This window comes from Arenimonas sp., assembly GCF_036275555.1.
GTDB lineage: Bacteria > Pseudomonadota > Gammaproteobacteria > Xanthomonadales > Xanthomonadaceae > Arenimonas.
Window position 1 is genome coordinate 1 of the sequence record NZ_DASUDO010000001.1, and the last position, 16,188, is coordinate 16,188.

A 16,188-nucleotide genomic window follows, 5' to 3' on the forward strand; every position below is an offset into this window, starting at 1 on the left:
CATCGGGACTGAAGTCCCTCCCACAGGGGCCGGGCGGCGAGAAAAATTCGCGGCGGGGTCAGAGCTCGCCGAGGCCTTCGGCGATGCCGTTGGGACCGACCTTGAGCAGGCGCAGGGTGTTGGTGGCGCCGTGCAGCTCCATGTGGTCGCCGCTGGTGATGATGACCCGGTCGTCCTCGGCCAGGAGGCCGGCGTCGAACAGCTGGCGGATCGCGCCGCGGGCGGCCTCGCGGGTGGCCAGGCCGGTGCTGTCGAAATGCACCGGGAACACGTCGCGGATCATCGCCATGCGCCGACGCGCGCCGTCGTGGCGGGACAGGCCGTAGATCGGCACCGCCGAGCGGAAGCGCGACAGGTAGCGGGCGGTGCCGCCCGATTCGGTCAGCGCGATGATGGCGCGCACCTGGATGTGCTCGGCCAGGAACATGCTGGCCATGGCGATGGCCTGGTCGGCGGCCTGCAGGTTGCGCGGCGCCTTCTCGAAGTCGGTGTCGTGGTCGAACTGGCGCTCGGCGCCCAGGCAGATGCGCACCATCGCCTCGACCGCCTTCACCGGGTAGTTGCCGGACGCGGTTTCGGCCGACAGCATCACCGCGTCGGTGCCGTCGATGACCGAGTTGGCGACGTCGAGCACCTCGGCGCGGGTCGGGATCGGGTTGTCCACCATCGACTGCAGCATCTGCGTGGCGGTGATCACCACCCGGTTGTGCTCGAGCGCGGTGCGGATGATCTTTTTCTGCAGGCCCGGCAGCTCGGCGTCGCCGATCTCCACGCCGAGGTCGCCGCGGGCCACCATCACCACGTCGGAGGCGATGGTGATCTCGACCAGGTTCTCGATCGCCTCGGCGCGCTCGATCTTGGCGACGATGAAGGCATCGCTGCCGGCGGCACGGGCCAGGGCGCGGGCCTCGTCCATGTCGGCGGCGGAGCGGCAGAACGACACCGCCAGGAAGTCGACGCCCAGCTTGGCGGCGATCTCGATGTGCTCCTTGTCCTGGTCGGTGAGCGCGCCCAGCGACAGGCCGCCGCCGAGGCGGTTGAGGCCCTTGCGGTTCGACAGCACGCCGTCGGTCAGCACGCGGGTGCGGATGTGGGCGCCCTCCACCGCGGTGACCTCGACCGCCATCAGGCCGTCGTCGAGCAGCAGGGTGTCGCCCGGGTGCACGTCGTTGACCAGGCCCAGGTAGCTGACGCCGACCTGGCGGGCGTCGCCCAACGGCGCGTCGGCGCGGCAGACCAGGGTGAAGTCCTGGCCGGCCTTGAGCAGCACCTTGTCTTCCTCGAACTTCTCGATGCGGATCTTCGGGCCCTGCAGGTCGGCCAGGATGCCGACCTCGCGCCCGGCGCGCGCGGCGGCCTCGCGCACCGCGGCCACGCGCGCGGCGTGGTGGGCGGGCGTGCCGTGCGAGAAGTTCAGGCGGACCACGTTGACGCCGGCGCGCACCAGCTCGTCGAGCACGCCCGGGGCGTCGGTGGCGGGGCCGAGGGTGGCGAGGATCTTGGTGCGGCGCAGGGCGTGGCTCATGGGCTTCGCGGGTGTCGTTGTTGTCTCGCTGCCACGCTAGCACACCGGCATGGCGGCGCCGCGGGGTTCAGCCGACGAAGAACTGCACCAGCTGGCCGGGCCTCTCCGCGAGCCGGGTGGCGCCGGCGTGGCGCAGCTCGTCCTCGCCGCCGAAGCCCCAGAGCACGCCCACCGAGCCCATGCCGTGGTGCCGGGCGCCGTCGACGTCCATGTGCCGGTCGCCGATCATCCACGCGCCCTCGGGCGACAGGCCGAGGCGCTGCAGCGCTTCGGCGATCAGCTCCGGCTTGTGGCTGAGCCGGCCGCAGTGGGTGGCGCCGATGACGTCCTCGAAGGCGTGGCCGAACGGCAGGTGGTCGATGATCTTGCGCGCGTGCGGTTCGTTCTTGGCAGTGACCACGGCCAGGCGGTGGCCGGCCGCGGACAGCGCCAGCACGGCCTCGCCGATGCCTTCGTAGACGTCGTGCTCGGCCCAGCCGTGGGTTTCGAAGCGGTCGCGGTAATGCTGCACCGCGGCCTCGGTGCGCTCGGCATCGCCCAGCAGTGGGCCAAAGCTGTCGCGCAGCGGCGGGCCGATCCAGCGGCGCAGCGCCGCATCATCGGGCACCGGCTCGCCCAGCTGCTCGAGCGCATGCGCGACGCAGCGGGTGATGCCGACGGCCGAGTCGATCAGGGTGCCGTCGAGGTCGAAGAACAGCGTGGCCATCAGCCCGCGCGCGCCTTCAGCGCCGCGACCGCCGGCAGCTCCTTGCCTTCGCAGAACTCGAGGAAGGCGCCGCCGCCGGTGGAGATGTAGCTGATGCCGGCCTCGACGCCGTACTTGTCGACCGCGGCCAGGGTGTCGCCGCCGCCGGCGATCGAGAACGCGTCGGAGTCAGCGATGGCACGGGCCAGGGTCTCGGTGCCCTTGCCAAAGGCATCGAACTCGAACACGCCGACCGGGCCGTTCCAGATCACGCTGCCGGCCTGGCGGATCATCCCGGCGTAGCGCGCGGCGGTTTCAGGGCCGATGTCGAGGATCATGTCGTCGGGGCCGACGTCGGCGACCTTTTTCACCGTGGCCGGCGCATCGGCGGCGAAGGCCGGGGCAACCACCACGTCGGTCGGCACCGGGATGTCGGCGCCGCGGGCCTTGGCGTCGGCCATGATCTGGCGCGCGGTGTCGAGCAGGTCGGCTTCGCACAGCGACTTGCCGACCGGGTGGCCCATCGCGGCGATGAAGGTGTTGGCGATGCCGCCGCCGACGATCAGCTGGTCCACCTTCGACACCAGGTTCGAGAGCAGCTCGAGCTTGGTGCTGACCTTGGAGCCGGCGACGATCGCGATCAGCGGGCGCGCGGGCGCGAGCAGCGCCTTGGCCAGCGCGTCGAGTTCGGCCATCAGCAGCGGGCCGCCGCAGGCGACCTTGGCGAAGCGGATCGCGCCGTGGGTGGAGGCCTGGGCGCGGTGCGCGGTGCCGAAGGCGTCCATGACGTAAACGTCGCAGAGCGCGGCGTACTTCTTCGACAGCGCCTCGTCGTCGGACTTCTCGCCGACGTTCATGCGGCAGTTCTCCAGCAGCACCAGCTGGCCGGGCGCGACCTGCACGCCGTCCACCCAGTCCTTCACCAGCGGCACTTCGCGACCCAGCAGTTCGCCCAGGCGCGCGGCGACCGGCGCCAGCGAATCCTCGACCGTCCACACGCCCTCCTTCGGGCGGCCCAGGTGCGAGGTGACCATCACCGCGGCGCCCTTCTCCAGCGCCAGCCGGATCGTCGGCAGGGCGGCGGTGATGCGCTGCTCGGAGGTGATCACGCCGTCCTTGACCGGCACGTTGAGGTCTTCGCGGATGAGCACGCGCTTGCCGGCCAGGTCGAGGTCGGCCATGCGGAGGAGGGTCATGGGTGGCTCCGGGAACGGGGAAGACCGGCATTTTCCCCCGCCCGCACCGCCCGGGGCAAACCCGGCGGCGACCGTGGGAGAATGCGCCATGCCCGACCGGTCCCTGCCCCTGCCCGTCCTGGAGAGCGAGCGCCTGCGCCTGCGGCCGCTGCGCGCGGACGACGTGGACGCCGTGTTCGCGCTCTACAGTTCGCCCGAAGTCACGCGCTACTGGAGTTTCGGCACCTGGACCGAGCGCGCCCAGGCCGAGGCCTGGCTGGCCGAACGCATGCCCTGGGGGCCGCCCTCGGTTTATGGCTGGGCCGTGGCCGACCGGGGCGACGACCGCCTCATCGGCACCACCGCGCTGTTCGCGCTGGCCGGGCCGATGCACCGGGCCGAGCTGGGCTATTCCCTGCTGCCCGCGCGCCAGGGCCAGGGCCTGGCGACCGAGGCGGTGCGCCTGGCCCTGGGCCACGCCTTCGGCGTGCTGGGGCTGGAGCGCATCGAGGCCGACGTGGATCCGCGCAATACGCCCTCCTGCCGCCTGCTCGAGAAGCTGGGCTTCCGGCGCGAAGGCGTGCTGCGCGACCGCTGGCGCGTGGGCGGCGAATTCGCCGATTCCGTGATCTTCGGCCTGCTGCGCCGCGAATACGCGGGGGCCGCATGAGCACGCTCGACCGGGCGCTCGCGGCCCTGCGCGCCGGCGAGGCCATCGGCCTGCCGACCGAAACCGTCTACGGCCTCGCCGCCGACGCGGCGCGCCCGGACGCGGTGCGCAAGATCTTCGCCCTGAAGGGCCGGCCCGCCGACCATCCGCTGATCGTGCACGTGGCCGGCGCGGACGCGCTCGATGCCTGGGCCCGCGAAGTCCCCGACGCGGCCCGCGGATTGGCCGCGCGTTTCTGGCCCGGCCCGCTGACCCTGATCCTGCGCAAGCAGCCCCACGTGCCCGACGAGGTCACCGGCGGCCAGGCCACGGTGGGCCTGCGCTGCCCCGCGCATCCGCTGGCGCTGGAATTGCTGCGCGCCTTCGGCGGCGGCCTCGCGGCGCCGTCCGCGAACCGTTTCGGCCGCATCAGCCCCACCACCGCCGCGCACGTGCGCGAGGAATTCGGCGCCGCGGTGCCGGTGGTGCTCGACGGCGGCGAGTGCGAGGTCGGCATCGAGAGCACGATCCTGGACTTGTCCGGCGAGACCCCGCGCATCCTCCGGCCCGGCCGGATCTCGCGGGCCGAGCTCGAGGCCATCATCGGCCCGGTCGAGGCCGGCGCCGACGCGCACAGCCCGCGCGCCTCGGGCACGCTCGAAGCCCATTACGCGCCGCGCACGCCGCTGCTGATGCTGGCGCGCGCCGCGCTGGAATCCGAAGCGACGGAGCAACAAGCGCTGGGCAAGCGCGTGGCGGTGCTGGCGCTCGGCACGCTGCCAAGCGGTGTCGAAGGCCTGGCCCTGCCCACCGACGCCACCGGCTACGCCCACGGCCTCTACGCCGGATTGCGCGAACTCGACGCCCGCGGCGTCAACCTGCTGCTCGCCGAACGCCCGCCCGAAGGCGAGGCCTGGCTGGCGGTGCACGACCGCCTCCGCCGCTCCGCCGCCGGCGCCGGCCTGCCCGACGACGCCCCCTGAAAAAATTGTGGGAGGGACTTCAGTCCCGATGCTTTTGATCCAAAAGCATCGGGACTGAAGTCCCTCCCACAAGCCTTGCGCGTCTGACAGGATTACTTGGCGGCCATCAGGGCCAGGGTGGTGTCGAGCATGCGGTTGGAGAAGCCCCACTCGTTGTCGTACCACGAGCAGACCTTCACCAGCGTGCCGCCCATGACCTGGGTCAGGGTGCTGTCGTAGACCGAGCTGTGCGGGTCGTGGTTGAAGTCGATCGAGACCAGCGGCTTGCTGTTGAAGCCGAGGATGCCCTTGAGCTTGCCCTCGCTGGCTTCCTTGATGATCGCGTCGATCTCTTCCTTGGTGGTGTTGCGCGCGGCCACGAACGACAGGTCGACCACCGAGACGTTGATGGTCGGCACGCGCATCGAGAAGCCGGTGAGCTTGCCGTTGAGCTCCGGCAGCACCAGGCCGACCGCGGCGGCGGCGCCGGTCTTGGTCGGGATCTGCGACTGCGTGGCCGAGCGGGCGCGGCGCAGGTCGCTGTGGAAGACGTCGGTGAGCACCTGGTCGTTGGTGTAGGCGTGGATGGTGGTCATCAGGCCGTGCACCATGCCGATCTTCTCGTGCAGCACCATCGCCAGCGGCGCGAGGCAGTTGGTGGTGCACGACGCGTTCGAGATGACCGTGTCCGAGGCCTTGAGGTTGCCGTGGTTGACGCCAAAGACGACGGTGTTGTCCACGTCGGCGCCGCCCGGGGCCGAGATGATCACCTTCTTGGCGCCGGCGGTGAGGTGCGCCGAGGCCTTGGCCTTCGAGGTGAACAGGCCGGTGCACTCCAGCACCACGTCCACGCCCAGCGCGCCCCAGGGCAGCTTGGACGGGTCGCGCTCGGCGCAGACCTTGATGCGGTCGCCGTTGACGATCAGGTCGCCGCCGTCCACCGACACGGTGCCCGGGAACTTGCCGTGGGCGGTGTCGTACTGGGTCAGGTGCGCATTGGTCTCGGCATCGCCCAGGTCGTTGATGGCCACGATGGTGATCTCGTGGTTGCGCTTGGCTTCGTAGAGCGCGCGCAGGATGTTGCGGCCGATGCGGCCGTAGCCATTGATGGCGACCTTGATGGACATGGAGGCTCCTGGTGCCGGCGACGCGCCGGGGGGGTTGGGGTGGAAAGCCCGGCATTTTAGCAATCCCGGGCGCCCGGCACGACCCGCGGGCGATTTGACCCGCCTCAAATGGCCCGGCCCGCCCCGGGAGGACACTGGCGCCCGTTCCCCACTGGAGTGCTCCGAATGCGCCTTTCCACCCGTTTCGCCCCGCTGGCCGCGCTCGCGGCCCTGGCCCTCGCCCCCGCCGCCATGGCCCAGGAGGCCGGCGACTGGACCTTCTCGGTCGGCGCCCATGTCGTGGATCCGGCCTCGGACAACGGCACCCTCGCGGGCGGCGCGCTGGCCACCGACGTCGGCAGCGACTGGCGCCCGACGATCACCGCCGAGTACTTCTTCAGCCCGCGCCTGGGCCTGGAGGTCCTGGCCTCGCTGCCGTTCGAGCACGCGATCCGGCTCAATGGCGCCAACGCCGGCTCGACCAAGCACCTGCCGCCGACCGTGACCCTGCAGTACCACTTCGAAGGCAGCCCGCGGGTCAAGCCTTTCATCGGCGCCGGCCTGAACTACACGCTGTTCTTCGAGGAAGAGACCCGCGGCCCGCTGGCCGGCACCAAGCTCGCGCTCGACGATTCCCTCGGCCTGGCCGCGCACGCGGGCCTCGACTTCGCCGTCGGCAAGGCCAAGTGGCTGCGCGTGGACGCCCGCTGGATCGACATCGACACCGACGTGAAGGTCAACGGCGCCGACGTCGGCACGGTGGACATCGACCCGGTGGTGTACGGCGCCGCCTTCGTCTGGGCGTTCTGAGCCGCTCGGGATAGCCGGATTCATGGCCGCTGGCGTAAAGTCGGCGGCCATGAAAAAGACCCTTTCCGCACTTCTGCTCCTGGCCCTGTCGGGCCAGGCCCTGGCCTGGAGCAAGCAGGGCCACCAGCTGGTCGGCGAACTGGCCGAGCGCGAACTCGACCCGGTGGCGCTGGCCGAGGTCCGACGCCTGCTGGCAGGCGAGCCCGACCCCACCCTCGCCGGCGTCTCGGTCTGGGCCGACGAGATCCGCGCCGAAAGCCGCACCACCGGCAACAAGCTGGGCGAACTCAGCAGCCGCTGGCACTACGTCAACTTCCCCAGCGAAGGCTGCGATTACCAGCCCGCGCGCGACTGCCCCGACGGCAACTGCGTCATCGGCGCCATCAACGCGCAGGCCGCCATCCTGGCCGACCGCGGCCGCAGCGACGAAGACCGCCGCAATGCGCTGAAGTTCGTCGTGCACTTCGTCGGCGATGCGCACCAGCCGATGCATGCCGGGTTCGCGCACGACCGCGGTGGCAATAATTTCCAGGTCAACTACCGCGGCAAGGCGCTGCCCGAGGGCCAGGGCACCAACCTGCATGGCGTCTGGGATTACTGGATCCTGCAGAGCGCCGGGCTGGACAACGCCGCCTACATCGAACGCCTGCTCCAGTCACCGGTGCCGGCCGATCCGGCGCGCGCGGCGCTGAATCCGGCGCTCGAATGGACGCTGGAATCCTGCCGCCTGATCGCCAGCGAGCAGGCCTATCCGCCCAAGCGCCGCCGTAACCTCGGCGATGCCTACCTCGACAAGCATCGCCCCACCGCCGAGCGCCGCGTGCGCCAGGCCGGCGACCGGCTGGCGAAGCTGATCAACGCCGCGCTCGCCCCGAAGCCCTGAGATGCCGGCGATGGGCGAGGTGGAATGGATCCTCGCCGGGCTGTTCCTGCTGGTCGCGGTGCTCTACTCCTCGGTTGGCCACGCCGGCGCCAGCGGCTACCTCGCGGCCATGGCCCTGCTGGGCTTCGCGCCCGAGCAAATGCGCCCCACCGCACTCGCGCTGAACCTGCTGGTCGGCGGCATCGGGCTTTACCGGTTCCATCGCGCCGGGCTGGTGGATTTCCGCAAGGTGCTGCCCTTCGTGCTGGCCTCGGCGCCAGCGGCCTATTTCGCAGCCCGCTACCCGATCGACAAGGCCAGCTATTCGCTGCTGCTGGGCGGCCTGCTGCTGGTCTCCGCGGTCGCGGTATGGCGCAGCGCCGCCCGGCTGAGCGAAGACGATGCCGGCGTCGTGCTGCGTCCCGTGCGCTGGCTGCCGGCGCTGGCCGCGGGCGCGGCGATCGGCACGCTGTCCGGCCTCACCGGCACCGGTGGCGCGATATTCTTGACTCCCCTGCTGCTGCTGATGCGCTGGACCCACTCGCGCGAAGCCTCCGGCGTCTCGGTGGCCTTTGTCTGGATCAACTCGGCGCTGGGCCTGGCCGGCCTGTGGTCGGCCACCGGCGCCTTGCCCGCCGCCCTGCCGGGGTGGCTGCTGGCCGTCGGCGTCGGCGCCCTGCTCGGCACGCAGCTTGGCATCCACCGCCTGCCGCTGAAGGGCCTGCGCCAGGCCCTCGCGCTCGTGCTGCTGGTGGCTGCGGGCAAGCTGCTGCTGGGCTGACGGCCGGCGCGCGGTGCGATACTGCCGGCAACGCCCGGGGAGAAGGCAGGCATGCACCGACCGCTCGCACTGGAATCGCTCGACGCCTGCGTGGATGCGCTGCTCGCCGCGACCGGCCCTTCGCTGGTACTCGCCGCGCCGCTGGGGCTGGGCAAGCCGCACCGGCTGCTCAACGCGATCACCCGGCGCGTGGCCGCCGATTCGTCGCTGTCCCTGAAGCTGCTTACGGCGCTTTCGCTGACGCCGCCGCCCGCCGGCCAGGGGCTGCAGAAGCGCTTCCTCGCGCCCTTCCTCTCCCGCCACTTCGGCGATGACTTCCCGGCGCTCGATTACGCGCAGGCGATGCGCCGCGACGTACTGCCGCCGAACCTGGTGGTCGAGGAGTTCTACATGCAGTCGGGCGCCCTGCTCGGCTCTCGGCAGGCGCAACGGCACTACACCAGCCTCAACTACACGCACGTGGCGCGCGCCGTGGCCGAGCGCGGCGCGAACGCCGTCGTCCAGAAGGTCGCGCGCGAACCCGGCGGCACCCGGCTGAGCCTGAGCTGCAACCCCGACCTGACCTTCGACCTCCTCGACGAAACGGCGCGGCTGGGCAAGCCGCGGCCCTACCTGGTGGCCGAAGTGGATCCGAACCTGCCCTGGCTGGACGGGCCGTGCGCGGTGCAGGCGCACTTCTTCGACGCCGTGCTCGACCTGCCGGGCGAGGCGCCGAAGCTGTTCGCGCTGGTGCGCGAGCCCGTGGGCGACGCCGACTACGCCATCGGCCTCTACGCCAGCACCCTGGTGCGCGACGGCGGCACGCTGCAGATCGGCATCGGCTCGCTGTCGGATGCGCTCTGCCACGCGCTGGTGCTGCGCCACACGCGCAACGCCGACTACCTGGCCGCACTCGAGGCACTGTCGCCCGGGCTGGCGGCGTCGGAACTCGTGCGGAGCTCCGGCGGCACCGAACCCTTCCGCCTCGGCCTGTACGGCGCCAGCGAAATGGTGAACGACGGCTTCCGCCGGCTGGCCGAAGCCGGCGTGCTGTCGCGCAAGGTGATCGACGAGACCGCGGCCATGGCGCGCCTCAACCGCGGCCAGGCCACGCCGCATGACCTCGAACGCCTCGACGCCGAGGGCCGCTACCTCGACGGCGCCTTCTACCTCGGCTCGCATGCGCTCTACGGCTGGCTGCGCGGGCTGTCGCCGGCGCAGGCGCGCGGCATCGGCATGACCCGCGTCTCGCACATCAACGAGCTGTACGGCAACAACGAGGCACTCGAGCGCGAACAGCGCCGCGACGCGCGCTTCTTCAACACCTGCATGATGATGACCGCGCTCGGCGCGGCGGTGTCCGACGGCCTGGCCGATGGCCGCGTGGTCTCCGGCGTCGGCGGCCAGTACAACTTCGTGGCGATGGCGCACGCGCTGCACGATTCGCGCTCGGTGCTGATGCTGCGCGCCACCCGCGGCAAGGCCGCCAACATCGTCTGGAACTACGGCCACGCCACCATCCCGCGCCACCTGCGCGACGTCGCGATCACCGAGTACGGCATCGCCGACCTGCGCGGCCGCAACGACGAGGACTGCGTGCGCGCGATGCTGGCCATCACCGACGCCGCGCACCAGGCCGCGCTGGCCGGCGCGGCACTAAAGGCCGGCAAGCTGGGCGAAGGGCGCGCGCTGGTGATCCCGGAGAACAACGCCGCCGCCCTCTCGCGCCGCCTGGCGCCGCTGCGCCGCGCCGGCGTGCTGCCCGACTACCCGATGGGCAGCGACTTCACCGAGGTGGAGCAGCGGCTGGTTCGCGCCCTGGCCTGGCTCAAGCCGCGCGCCGCGGGCCTGTCCAAAGTCCGCCTGCTGCTGCAGGCGCTGGCCGGCGGTGCGTCGACCGATGCCGAAGCGATGGCGCGCATGGCCCTCGACGCGCCGCGCGGCCTGTCGGAGAAACTCGAGGCGCGCGTGCTGGCGCTGGCGCTGCGCCGCACCGCCGCCGACTGACGACCCGGCATCGCGACGGCCACTGGCAGGGCGCCCGCGGCTCGACGGCATTAGACTGGCCACCAGCCGAAACAGGAGCCGCCGCCATGCCCGCGCCCGACGTCCAGCCCTTCTTCCACGAAGACAGCGGCACCTGGACCTACCTGGTCACCGACCCGGCCACGAACGAAGCGGCGGTCATCGATCCGGTGCTCGACTTCGATCCCAAGTCGGGGCGCACGTCCACCGCGTCGGCGGAAAGCCTGCTCGCGGCGATACGCGAGCGCGGCGCCACGGTCCGCTGGCTCCTGGAGACCCACGCCCACGCCGACCACCTCAGTGCCGGCCACTGGCTGAAGGCCGCGCTGCCGGACGCGCGCCTCGGCATCGGCCAGGGCATCCGCATGGTGCAGAAGACCTTCCGGCCGATCTTCAACCTCGGCGAACACTTCCCGGTGGACGGGTCGCAGTTCGACCATCTGTTCACCGACGACGAGCGCTTCGCCATCGGCGTGCTCGAGGCGCGGGTGATCCCGGTGCCCGGCCACACCAGCGACTCGGTGGCCTACCTGGTCGGCGACGCGCTGTTCACCGGCGACTCGCTGTTCATGCCCGACGGCGGCACCGCGCGCTGCGATTTCCCGGGCGGCGACGCAGCCACGCTGTACCGGTCCATCCAGCGCCTGTTCGAACTGCCCGGCGACACCCGCGTCTTCGTCTGCCACGACTACGGCCCCGGCGGCCGCGACGTGCGCTGCGAAACCAGCATCGCCGAACAGAAGCGCGCCAACATCCACGTCCGCGAGGGCACCAGCGAGGCGCAGTACGTGCAGATGCGCACCGCGCGCGACGCGACCCTGGCCATGCCGACGCTGATCCTGCCGGCGGTGCAGGTGAACATCCGCGCCGGCGCCCTGCCCGAGCCCGAGGACAACGGCGTGCGCTACCTCAAGCTGCCGATCGACGCGCTTTAGGCACCCAACTGCTGCCGCGTCCAGCGCACGATGCCGTTGGCGTCCATCGCGCCGGACTGCCGCGCGATCTCGCGGCCGGCCTGGAACAACACCAGCGTGGGGATGCTGCGGATGCCGTAGCGCTGGCCCAGGGTCGGCTGCGCCTGGGTATCGACCTTGGCCAGCCGGACGTGCGGCTCGAGCATCGCCGCGGCGCGCTCGAACTGCGGCGCCATCATCTGGCAGGGGCCGCACCACGGTGCCCAAAAATCCACCAGCAGCGGCAGTTCGCTGCGGTCGGCGTGGATGCGGAAGTCGTCCACGCCCAGCGCCATCGGCTGGCCGGTGAACAACGGCGCGCGGCAATGGCCGCAAGTCGGCCCCTCGCCCAGCCGCGCCGGCGGCACGCGGTTCATGCCGTGGCAGTGCGGGCAGGCCAGCACCAGGTTGTCGTTCATGCGGGGGCTCCTTGCTTGCGGGCGCGCGCGCTGAGCAGCACGAAGTACAGCAGCGGGATCACGACCAGCGTCAGCAGGGTCGAGACCAGGATGCCGAAGATCAGCGCGATCGCCAGGCCGTTGAAGATCGGGTCGTCGAGGATGAAGAACGCGCCCGCCATGGCCGCCAGGCCGGTCAGCGCGATCGGCTGCGCGCGCACCGCGCAGGCCTCGATCACCGCGTCGGCCAGCGGCTGGCCTTCGGCGATCGACTGGTTGATGAAGTCCACCAGCAGGATCGAGTTGCGCACGATGATGCCAGCCAGCGCGATCATGCCGATCATGCTGGTGGCGGTGAACTGCGCGCCCAGCAGCGCGTGGCCGGGCATTACGCCGATCACGGTGAGCGGGATCGGCGCCATGATCACCAGCGGCACCAAGTAATCACGGAACTGCGCCACCACCAGCAGGTAGATCAGCAGCAGGCCGACCGAATAGGCCAGGCCCATGTCGCGGAAGGTCTCGTAGGTGATCTGCCACTCGCCGTCCCACTTGATGGCGAAGCCCAGACCCGAATCCGGCGCCGACAGGAAGCGTTGCTCCAACGGGGTGCCGGCCAACGGCGGGTCGCCCACCTGCCCCACCAGTTCGAACATGCCGTACAGCGGGCTGTCGAGTTCGCCGGCTTCGTCGCCGGTCACGTAGACCACGGGCAGCAGGTCCTTGTGGTGGATCACCGGCTCCCAGGGCAGGCGCACCACCTGCACCAGTTCCGACAGCGGCACCAGGCGCCCATCGCCGGCGCGCACGCGCAGGGTGAGCAGCTGCTCGAGGCTGGCCTGGTCGCCGGCCGGCAGGCGCAGGCGCACCGGCACGGCGTACTTCGACGCACCGTCGCGCAGGTAGGTGGCGTCGCGGCCGCCGACGCCAAGCTGCAGCGCCTGCGCGATCGCCGCCTGGCTCACGCCCAGCTTCGCGGCCAGGCCGCGGTCGATGAGGGCGAGCTCGCGCGGCGCGTCGGCCTCCAGCGAGCTGTCCACGTCGACGATGCCTTCGGTCGCGGCGAAGCGCGCCTGCAGGTCGCGGGCGATGGCGCGGGCGCGGGCGCCGTCGGGACCGTAGACCTCGGCCACCAGCGGCGACATCACCGGCGGGCCGGGCGGCACCTCCACGACCTTCACCGAGGCGCCGTAGCTCGCACCGATCGCGGCCAGCGCCGGCCTCACCGCGCGGGCGATCTCGTGGCTCTGGCGGTCGCGCTCATGCTTGTCGACCAGGTTCACCTGCAGGTCGCCCACGTTCGCGCCGGCGCGCAGGTAGTACTGGCGCACCAGGCCGTTGAAGTTCACCGGGCCCGACGTGCCGGCGTAGCCCTGCATGTCCAGCACCTCGGGCACCGTCGAGAGTTCCTGCGCCAGTTCGAGCAGCAGCGCGTTGGTGCGTTCGAGCGGCGTGCCCTCGGGCAGGTCCACCACCACCTGGAACTCGGACTTGTTGTCGAAGGGCAGCATCTTCAGCACCACCAGCTGCACGACCGCCAGGCCGGCGGCGGCAACCACCGCCGCGCCAATGCCCAGGAACAACCTCTTCCGGCGCCGCGCGCCCTGCTGCTCATGCAGGAAGGGCCGCAGCACGCGCTCGAACAGGCGGCGCAGGCGAGCGGACTGGCCCTCCGCGGCGTGGCCCCCGGAGGGGCCGTGCGGGCCGCCGTGCGCATGGCGCGACAGCAGCTTCAGCGACAGCCACGGCGTGACCGTCAGCGCGATCGCCAGCGACAGCAGCATGCCGACCGAGGCGTTGATCGGGATCGGCCGCATGTACGGCCCCATCAGGCCGGACACGAAGGCCATTGGCAGCAGCGCCGCGATGACGGTGAAGGTGGCCAGGATGGTCGGGCTGCCGACTTCATCCACCGCTGGCGGGATCGCTTCGCGCAGCGACTTGCCGCCCAGGCGCATGTGCCGGTGGATGTTCTCGACGATCACGATGGCGTCGTCCACGAGGATACCAATCGAAAAGATCAGCGCGAACAGCGACACCCGGTTGATGGTGAAGCCCATTGCCCACGACGCGAACAGCGTGAGCGCGAGCGTGAGGACGACGGCGCTGCCGACCACGATGGCCTCGCGCCAGCCCAGCGCGAACAGCACCAGCAGCACCACCGACAGCGTTGCGAACACCAGCTTCTGGATCAGCTTCATCGCCTTGTCATTGGCGGTGTAGCCGTAGTCACGGGTCAGGCTGACGTTCACGCCCTCGGGGATGTGGGTGGTCTTGAGGCCTTCGAGCCGATCGCTGATGGCGCGGGTGATGTCCACTGCGTTCGCGCCCGGCTTCTTGGCCACGGCGATCGTGACTGCGGGCGCCACGCCACCGGCCGGGCGCGCCTTGCCCGCGGGCGCGGTGTACCAGGCGTACTGCGTCGGCAGGTCGGCGCCGCGGCGGATCTCCGCGACATCGGAAAGATAGACCGGGCGGCCGCCGGCCAGGCCGATCACCAGTTCGGATACTTGCTGCGCATCGGCGAGGTACTGGCCCGCCGTCAGCGGCAGCACCTCGCCCGCGGCGACGCGGTCCCCGGCCTGCGTAACGGTATTGGCGGCGGCCAGGGCGCCGGCCAGGTCGTCCACGGTCATGCCGTGCGAGGCCAGGCGCGTGGCGTCGAGTTCGACCACCACCGCACGTTCGGGCGCGCCGAGGGTGTAGACGTCGCGGGTGCCGGGCACGCGCTTGATCTCGGCTTCGAGCGAGTGCGCGACCTCGGCGAGTTCGGTGGCGCCGCGCGCCGGGTCTTCGGTCCAGAGCGTCAGCGCCATCACCGGCACGTCGTCGATGCCCATCGGCCGCACCAGGGGCTGGCCGACGCCGAGGCCGGCCGGCGCCCAATCGGCGTTGGAATAGACCTGGTTGTATAGCCGCACCAGCGCCTCCTGGCGCGGCACGCCCACCGCGAACTCCACCGTGATCAGGGCCGAGCCGGTGCGGCTGGTGGAATAGACGTGCTTGACGCCTTCGATCTCGGACAGCACTTGCTCGAGCGGATAGCTGACCAGGTTCTCCACGTCCTCGGCCGGCGCGCCCGGGAAGGGCACGATCACGTTGGCCATGGTCACGTCGATCTGCGGCTCTTCCTCGCGCGGCGTGATCACCGTGGCGAACAGGCCCAGCAGCAGGCCCGCGATCGCCAGCACCGGCGTCAGCGGATTGGCCTGGAAGGCGCGGGCAAGGCGGCCCGAGAGGCCGAGGCGCGACTCAGCCATCGTCGCGCGCCCCCGTCGCGGCGAGGTGGGCCAATGCGGCCACCGGGTCGGCGGCGATGCGGTCGCCGTCGGCCAGGCCCGCCAGCACTTCCACGTCATCGCCCTCGCGATGGCCCAGGCGCACCTGGCGCAGCGCCACGCGGTCGCGCGCGTCCACCACGTACACCGCCGTCACTTCGCTGCGCGTCACCAGCGCCGAGCGCGGCACCCACAGGTGGCGCGCATCGCCGGTCTTGAAGGCGGTCTTCACCGTCATGCCGGGCTGCAGGCCGGTGTCGGCCTGCGGCAGCTCGACCCGAACCTTGAAACTGTGAGTCGCCGGATCGGCATAGGGGAAGACGACCACGCGCTCGGCGTCGATGCGGCGCCCGTCGGGCAGCAGCACCGCGGCGGCACCGTGCTCGCGGATCGCGGCGATGTCGCTCTGCGGCACTTCGACATGGATCCGCAGGCGATCGAGCGACAGGCCCGACACCAGCGGCTGGCCCGGGCGCACCGCCTCGCCGACCTCGACGTGGCGCTCGGTCAGGATGCCGGAGTACGGGGCGCGGATCACGGTGTAGTCGACCTGCTCGCCGGCCTCGCTGACGCCGGCGCGGGCCGCCTCGAGCGCGGCGCGCGCGGCGTCGCGGCGGGCGCGGGCCTGGTCGAGCGAGGCGCGGGCCAGCAGCTGCTTCGCCACCAGCGCCTCGGTCCGCCTGAACTCGGCCTCCGCCTCGGCGGCGGCGGCCTGCGCGGCGCTCACGGCCGCGGAGGCGCGGCGCTGCGCCGAGACCTGCTCGACGTCGGTGAAGCGAACCACCACCTGGCCCGCCTCGACGTAATCGTTCACGTCGAAGGGCAGCTCCAGCACGCGGCCGGCGGTCTGCGCCGACAGCGTGGCCTGGTTCACCGCCTCCACCACGCCGTCCCAGCGGCGCTCGCGCGCGCTGTCGCGCGCCTGGACGACGAGGGTTTCGAAGGCCACCGGAGCGGCCGTAGCGGGCGCAGCCGGCTCCCCACGGCAGCCTGCGAGGGC

The 16,188-nt window shown here is 71.5% G+C and carries 14 protein-coding genes; 7 read left to right on the forward strand and 7 right to left on the reverse strand.

Features of this window, described 5'->3' with window-relative positions; translation table 11 throughout:
- Positions 1-58 precede the first annotated feature (58 nt).
- From pyk to VFV21_RS00015, 3 genes are all read right to left on the reverse strand, one after another.
- Positions 59-1,525 carry a pyruvate kinase gene (pyk, locus tag VFV21_RS00005; protein ID WP_329667530.1) on the reverse strand — a complete coding sequence of 489 codons (1,467 nt, stop codon included), beginning with the start codon at positions 1,523-1,525 and terminating at the stop codon, positions 59-61.
- 67 nt (positions 1,526-1,592) lie between these two features.
- On the reverse strand, positions 1,593-2,231 hold the full coding sequence (locus VFV21_RS00010; RefSeq protein WP_329667531.1) for an HAD hydrolase-like protein: 639 nt from the start codon (positions 2,229-2,231) through the stop codon (positions 1,593-1,595).
- Positions 2,231-3,406 (reverse strand): phosphoglycerate kinase, encoded by a 1,176-nt coding sequence (locus tag VFV21_RS00015; RefSeq protein WP_329667532.1) that lies wholly within the window; start codon positions 3,404-3,406, stop codon positions 2,231-2,233. The genes VFV21_RS00010 and VFV21_RS00015 overlap by 1 nt, the downstream gene beginning before the upstream one ends.
- Positions 3,407-3,494: 88 nt before the next feature.
- Between VFV21_RS00015 and VFV21_RS00020 the strand changes: the two genes are divergently transcribed.
- Together VFV21_RS00020 and VFV21_RS00025 are read left to right on the forward strand one after the other, a co-directional pair.
- Positions 3,495-4,055 carry a GNAT family protein gene (locus tag VFV21_RS00020; protein WP_329667533.1) on the forward strand — a complete coding sequence of 187 codons (561 nt, stop codon included), beginning with the start codon at positions 3,495-3,497 and terminating at the stop codon, positions 4,053-4,055.
- Entirely contained in the window at positions 4,052-5,017 is a 966-nt protein-coding gene (locus VFV21_RS00025; protein ID WP_329667534.1) for an L-threonylcarbamoyladenylate synthase, read from the forward strand. Before VFV21_RS00020 ends, VFV21_RS00025 begins: the two co-directional genes overlap by 4 nt.
- 92 nt (positions 5,018-5,109) lie before the next feature.
- On the opposite strand, the gene gap is transcribed toward VFV21_RS00025, so the two are convergent.
- Positions 5,110-6,123 (reverse strand): type I glyceraldehyde-3-phosphate dehydrogenase, encoded by a 1,014-nt coding sequence (gene gap, locus VFV21_RS00030; RefSeq protein WP_329667535.1) that lies wholly within the window; start codon positions 6,121-6,123, stop codon positions 5,110-5,112.
- Between the two features lie 165 nt (positions 6,124-6,288).
- Between gap and VFV21_RS00035 the strand changes: the two genes are divergently transcribed.
- From VFV21_RS00035 to VFV21_RS00055, 5 genes are all read left to right on the forward strand, one after another.
- A complete protein-coding gene (locus VFV21_RS00035) occupies positions 6,289-6,912 on the forward strand; it encodes an OmpW/AlkL family protein (protein WP_329667536.1) in 624 nt (207 codons plus the stop codon).
- Positions 6,913-6,961: 49 nt separating this feature from the next.
- Positions 6,962-7,795 (forward strand): S1/P1 nuclease, encoded by an 834-nt coding sequence (locus tag VFV21_RS00040; RefSeq protein ID WP_329667537.1) that lies wholly within the window; start codon positions 6,962-6,964, stop codon positions 7,793-7,795.
- 1 nt (position 7,796) lies between these two features.
- A complete protein-coding gene (locus VFV21_RS00045; RefSeq protein ID WP_329667538.1) occupies positions 7,797-8,555 on the forward strand; it encodes a sulfite exporter TauE/SafE family protein in 759 nt (252 codons plus the stop codon).
- 51 nt (positions 8,556-8,606) lie between these two features.
- On the forward strand, positions 8,607-10,541 hold the full coding sequence (locus VFV21_RS00050) for an acetyl-CoA hydrolase/transferase C-terminal domain-containing protein (RefSeq protein WP_329667539.1): 1,935 nt from the start codon (positions 8,607-8,609) through the stop codon (positions 10,539-10,541).
- A gap of 86 nt (positions 10,542-10,627) precedes the next feature.
- Positions 10,628-11,494, forward strand: a complete 867-nt coding sequence (locus tag VFV21_RS00055) for an MBL fold metallo-hydrolase (protein WP_329667540.1) — start codon at positions 10,628-10,630, stop codon at positions 11,492-11,494.
- Here the strand turns inward: VFV21_RS00055 and trxC are convergent.
- From trxC to VFV21_RS00070, 3 genes are read right to left on the reverse strand one after another with little or no spacing between them, the layout of a single operon-like run.
- Positions 11,491-11,931: a thioredoxin TrxC gene (gene trxC, locus VFV21_RS00060; RefSeq protein ID WP_329667541.1), complete on the reverse strand. Its 441-nt coding sequence runs from the start codon at positions 11,929-11,931 to the stop codon at positions 11,491-11,493. The genes VFV21_RS00055 and trxC overlap by 4 nt on opposite strands.
- Positions 11,928-15,170, reverse strand: coding sequence for an efflux RND transporter permease subunit (locus VFV21_RS00065; protein ID WP_329667542.1), 3,243 nt, complete (start codon positions 15,168-15,170; stop codon positions 11,928-11,930). Before VFV21_RS00065 ends, trxC begins: the two co-directional genes overlap by 4 nt.
- Positions 15,163-16,137, reverse strand: a complete 975-nt coding sequence (locus tag VFV21_RS00070) for an efflux RND transporter periplasmic adaptor subunit (RefSeq protein ID WP_329667543.1) — start codon at positions 16,135-16,137, stop codon at positions 15,163-15,165. Before VFV21_RS00070 ends, VFV21_RS00065 begins: the two co-directional genes overlap by 8 nt.
- Between the last annotated feature and the right edge of the window lie 51 nt (positions 16,138-16,188).

What these genes read in the sequence shown, in the direction of transcription:
- VFV21_RS00045 (WP_329667538.1), top strand. Translation starts at nt 7,797, where the DNA reads ATGCCGGCGATGGGCGAGGTGGAATGGATCCTCGCCGGGCTGTTCCTG.
- VFV21_RS00035 (WP_329667536.1), top strand. Translation starts at nt 6,289, where the DNA reads ATGCGCCTTTCCACCCGTTTCGCCCCGCTGGCCGCGCTCGCGGCCCTG.
- VFV21_RS00040 (WP_329667537.1), top strand. Translation starts at nt 6,962, where the DNA reads ATGAAAAAGACCCTTTCCGCACTTCTGCTCCTGGCCCTGTCGGGCCAG.
- VFV21_RS00055 (WP_329667540.1), top strand. Translation starts at nt 10,628, where the DNA reads ATGCCCGCGCCCGACGTCCAGCCCTTCTTCCACGAAGACAGCGGCACC.
- VFV21_RS00065 (WP_329667542.1), bottom strand. Translation starts at nt 15,170, where the DNA reads ATGGCTGAGTCGCGCCTCGGCCTCTCGGGCCGCCTTGCCCGCGCCTTC.
- VFV21_RS00020 (WP_329667533.1), top strand. Translation starts at nt 3,495, where the DNA reads ATGCCCGACCGGTCCCTGCCCCTGCCCGTCCTGGAGAGCGAGCGCCTG.
- trxC (WP_329667541.1), bottom strand. Translation starts at nt 11,931, where the DNA reads ATGAACGACAACCTGGTGCTGGCCTGCCCGCACTGCCACGGCATGAAC.
- VFV21_RS00025 (WP_329667534.1), top strand. Translation starts at nt 4,052, where the DNA reads ATGAGCACGCTCGACCGGGCGCTCGCGGCCCTGCGCGCCGGCGAGGCC.
- VFV21_RS00015 (WP_329667532.1), bottom strand. Translation starts at nt 3,406, where the DNA reads ATGACCCTCCTCCGCATGGCCGACCTCGACCTGGCCGGCAAGCGCGTG.
- VFV21_RS00050 (WP_329667539.1), top strand. Translation starts at nt 8,607, where the DNA reads ATGCACCGACCGCTCGCACTGGAATCGCTCGACGCCTGCGTGGATGCG.
- VFV21_RS00010 (WP_329667531.1), bottom strand. Translation starts at nt 2,231, where the DNA reads ATGGCCACGCTGTTCTTCGACCTCGACGGCACCCTGATCGACTCGGCC.
- gap (WP_329667535.1), bottom strand. Translation starts at nt 6,123, where the DNA reads ATGTCCATCAAGGTCGCCATCAATGGCTACGGCCGCATCGGCCGCAAC.
- pyk (WP_329667530.1), bottom strand. Translation starts at nt 1,525, where the DNA reads ATGAGCCACGCCCTGCGCCGCACCAAGATCCTCGCCACCCTCGGCCCC.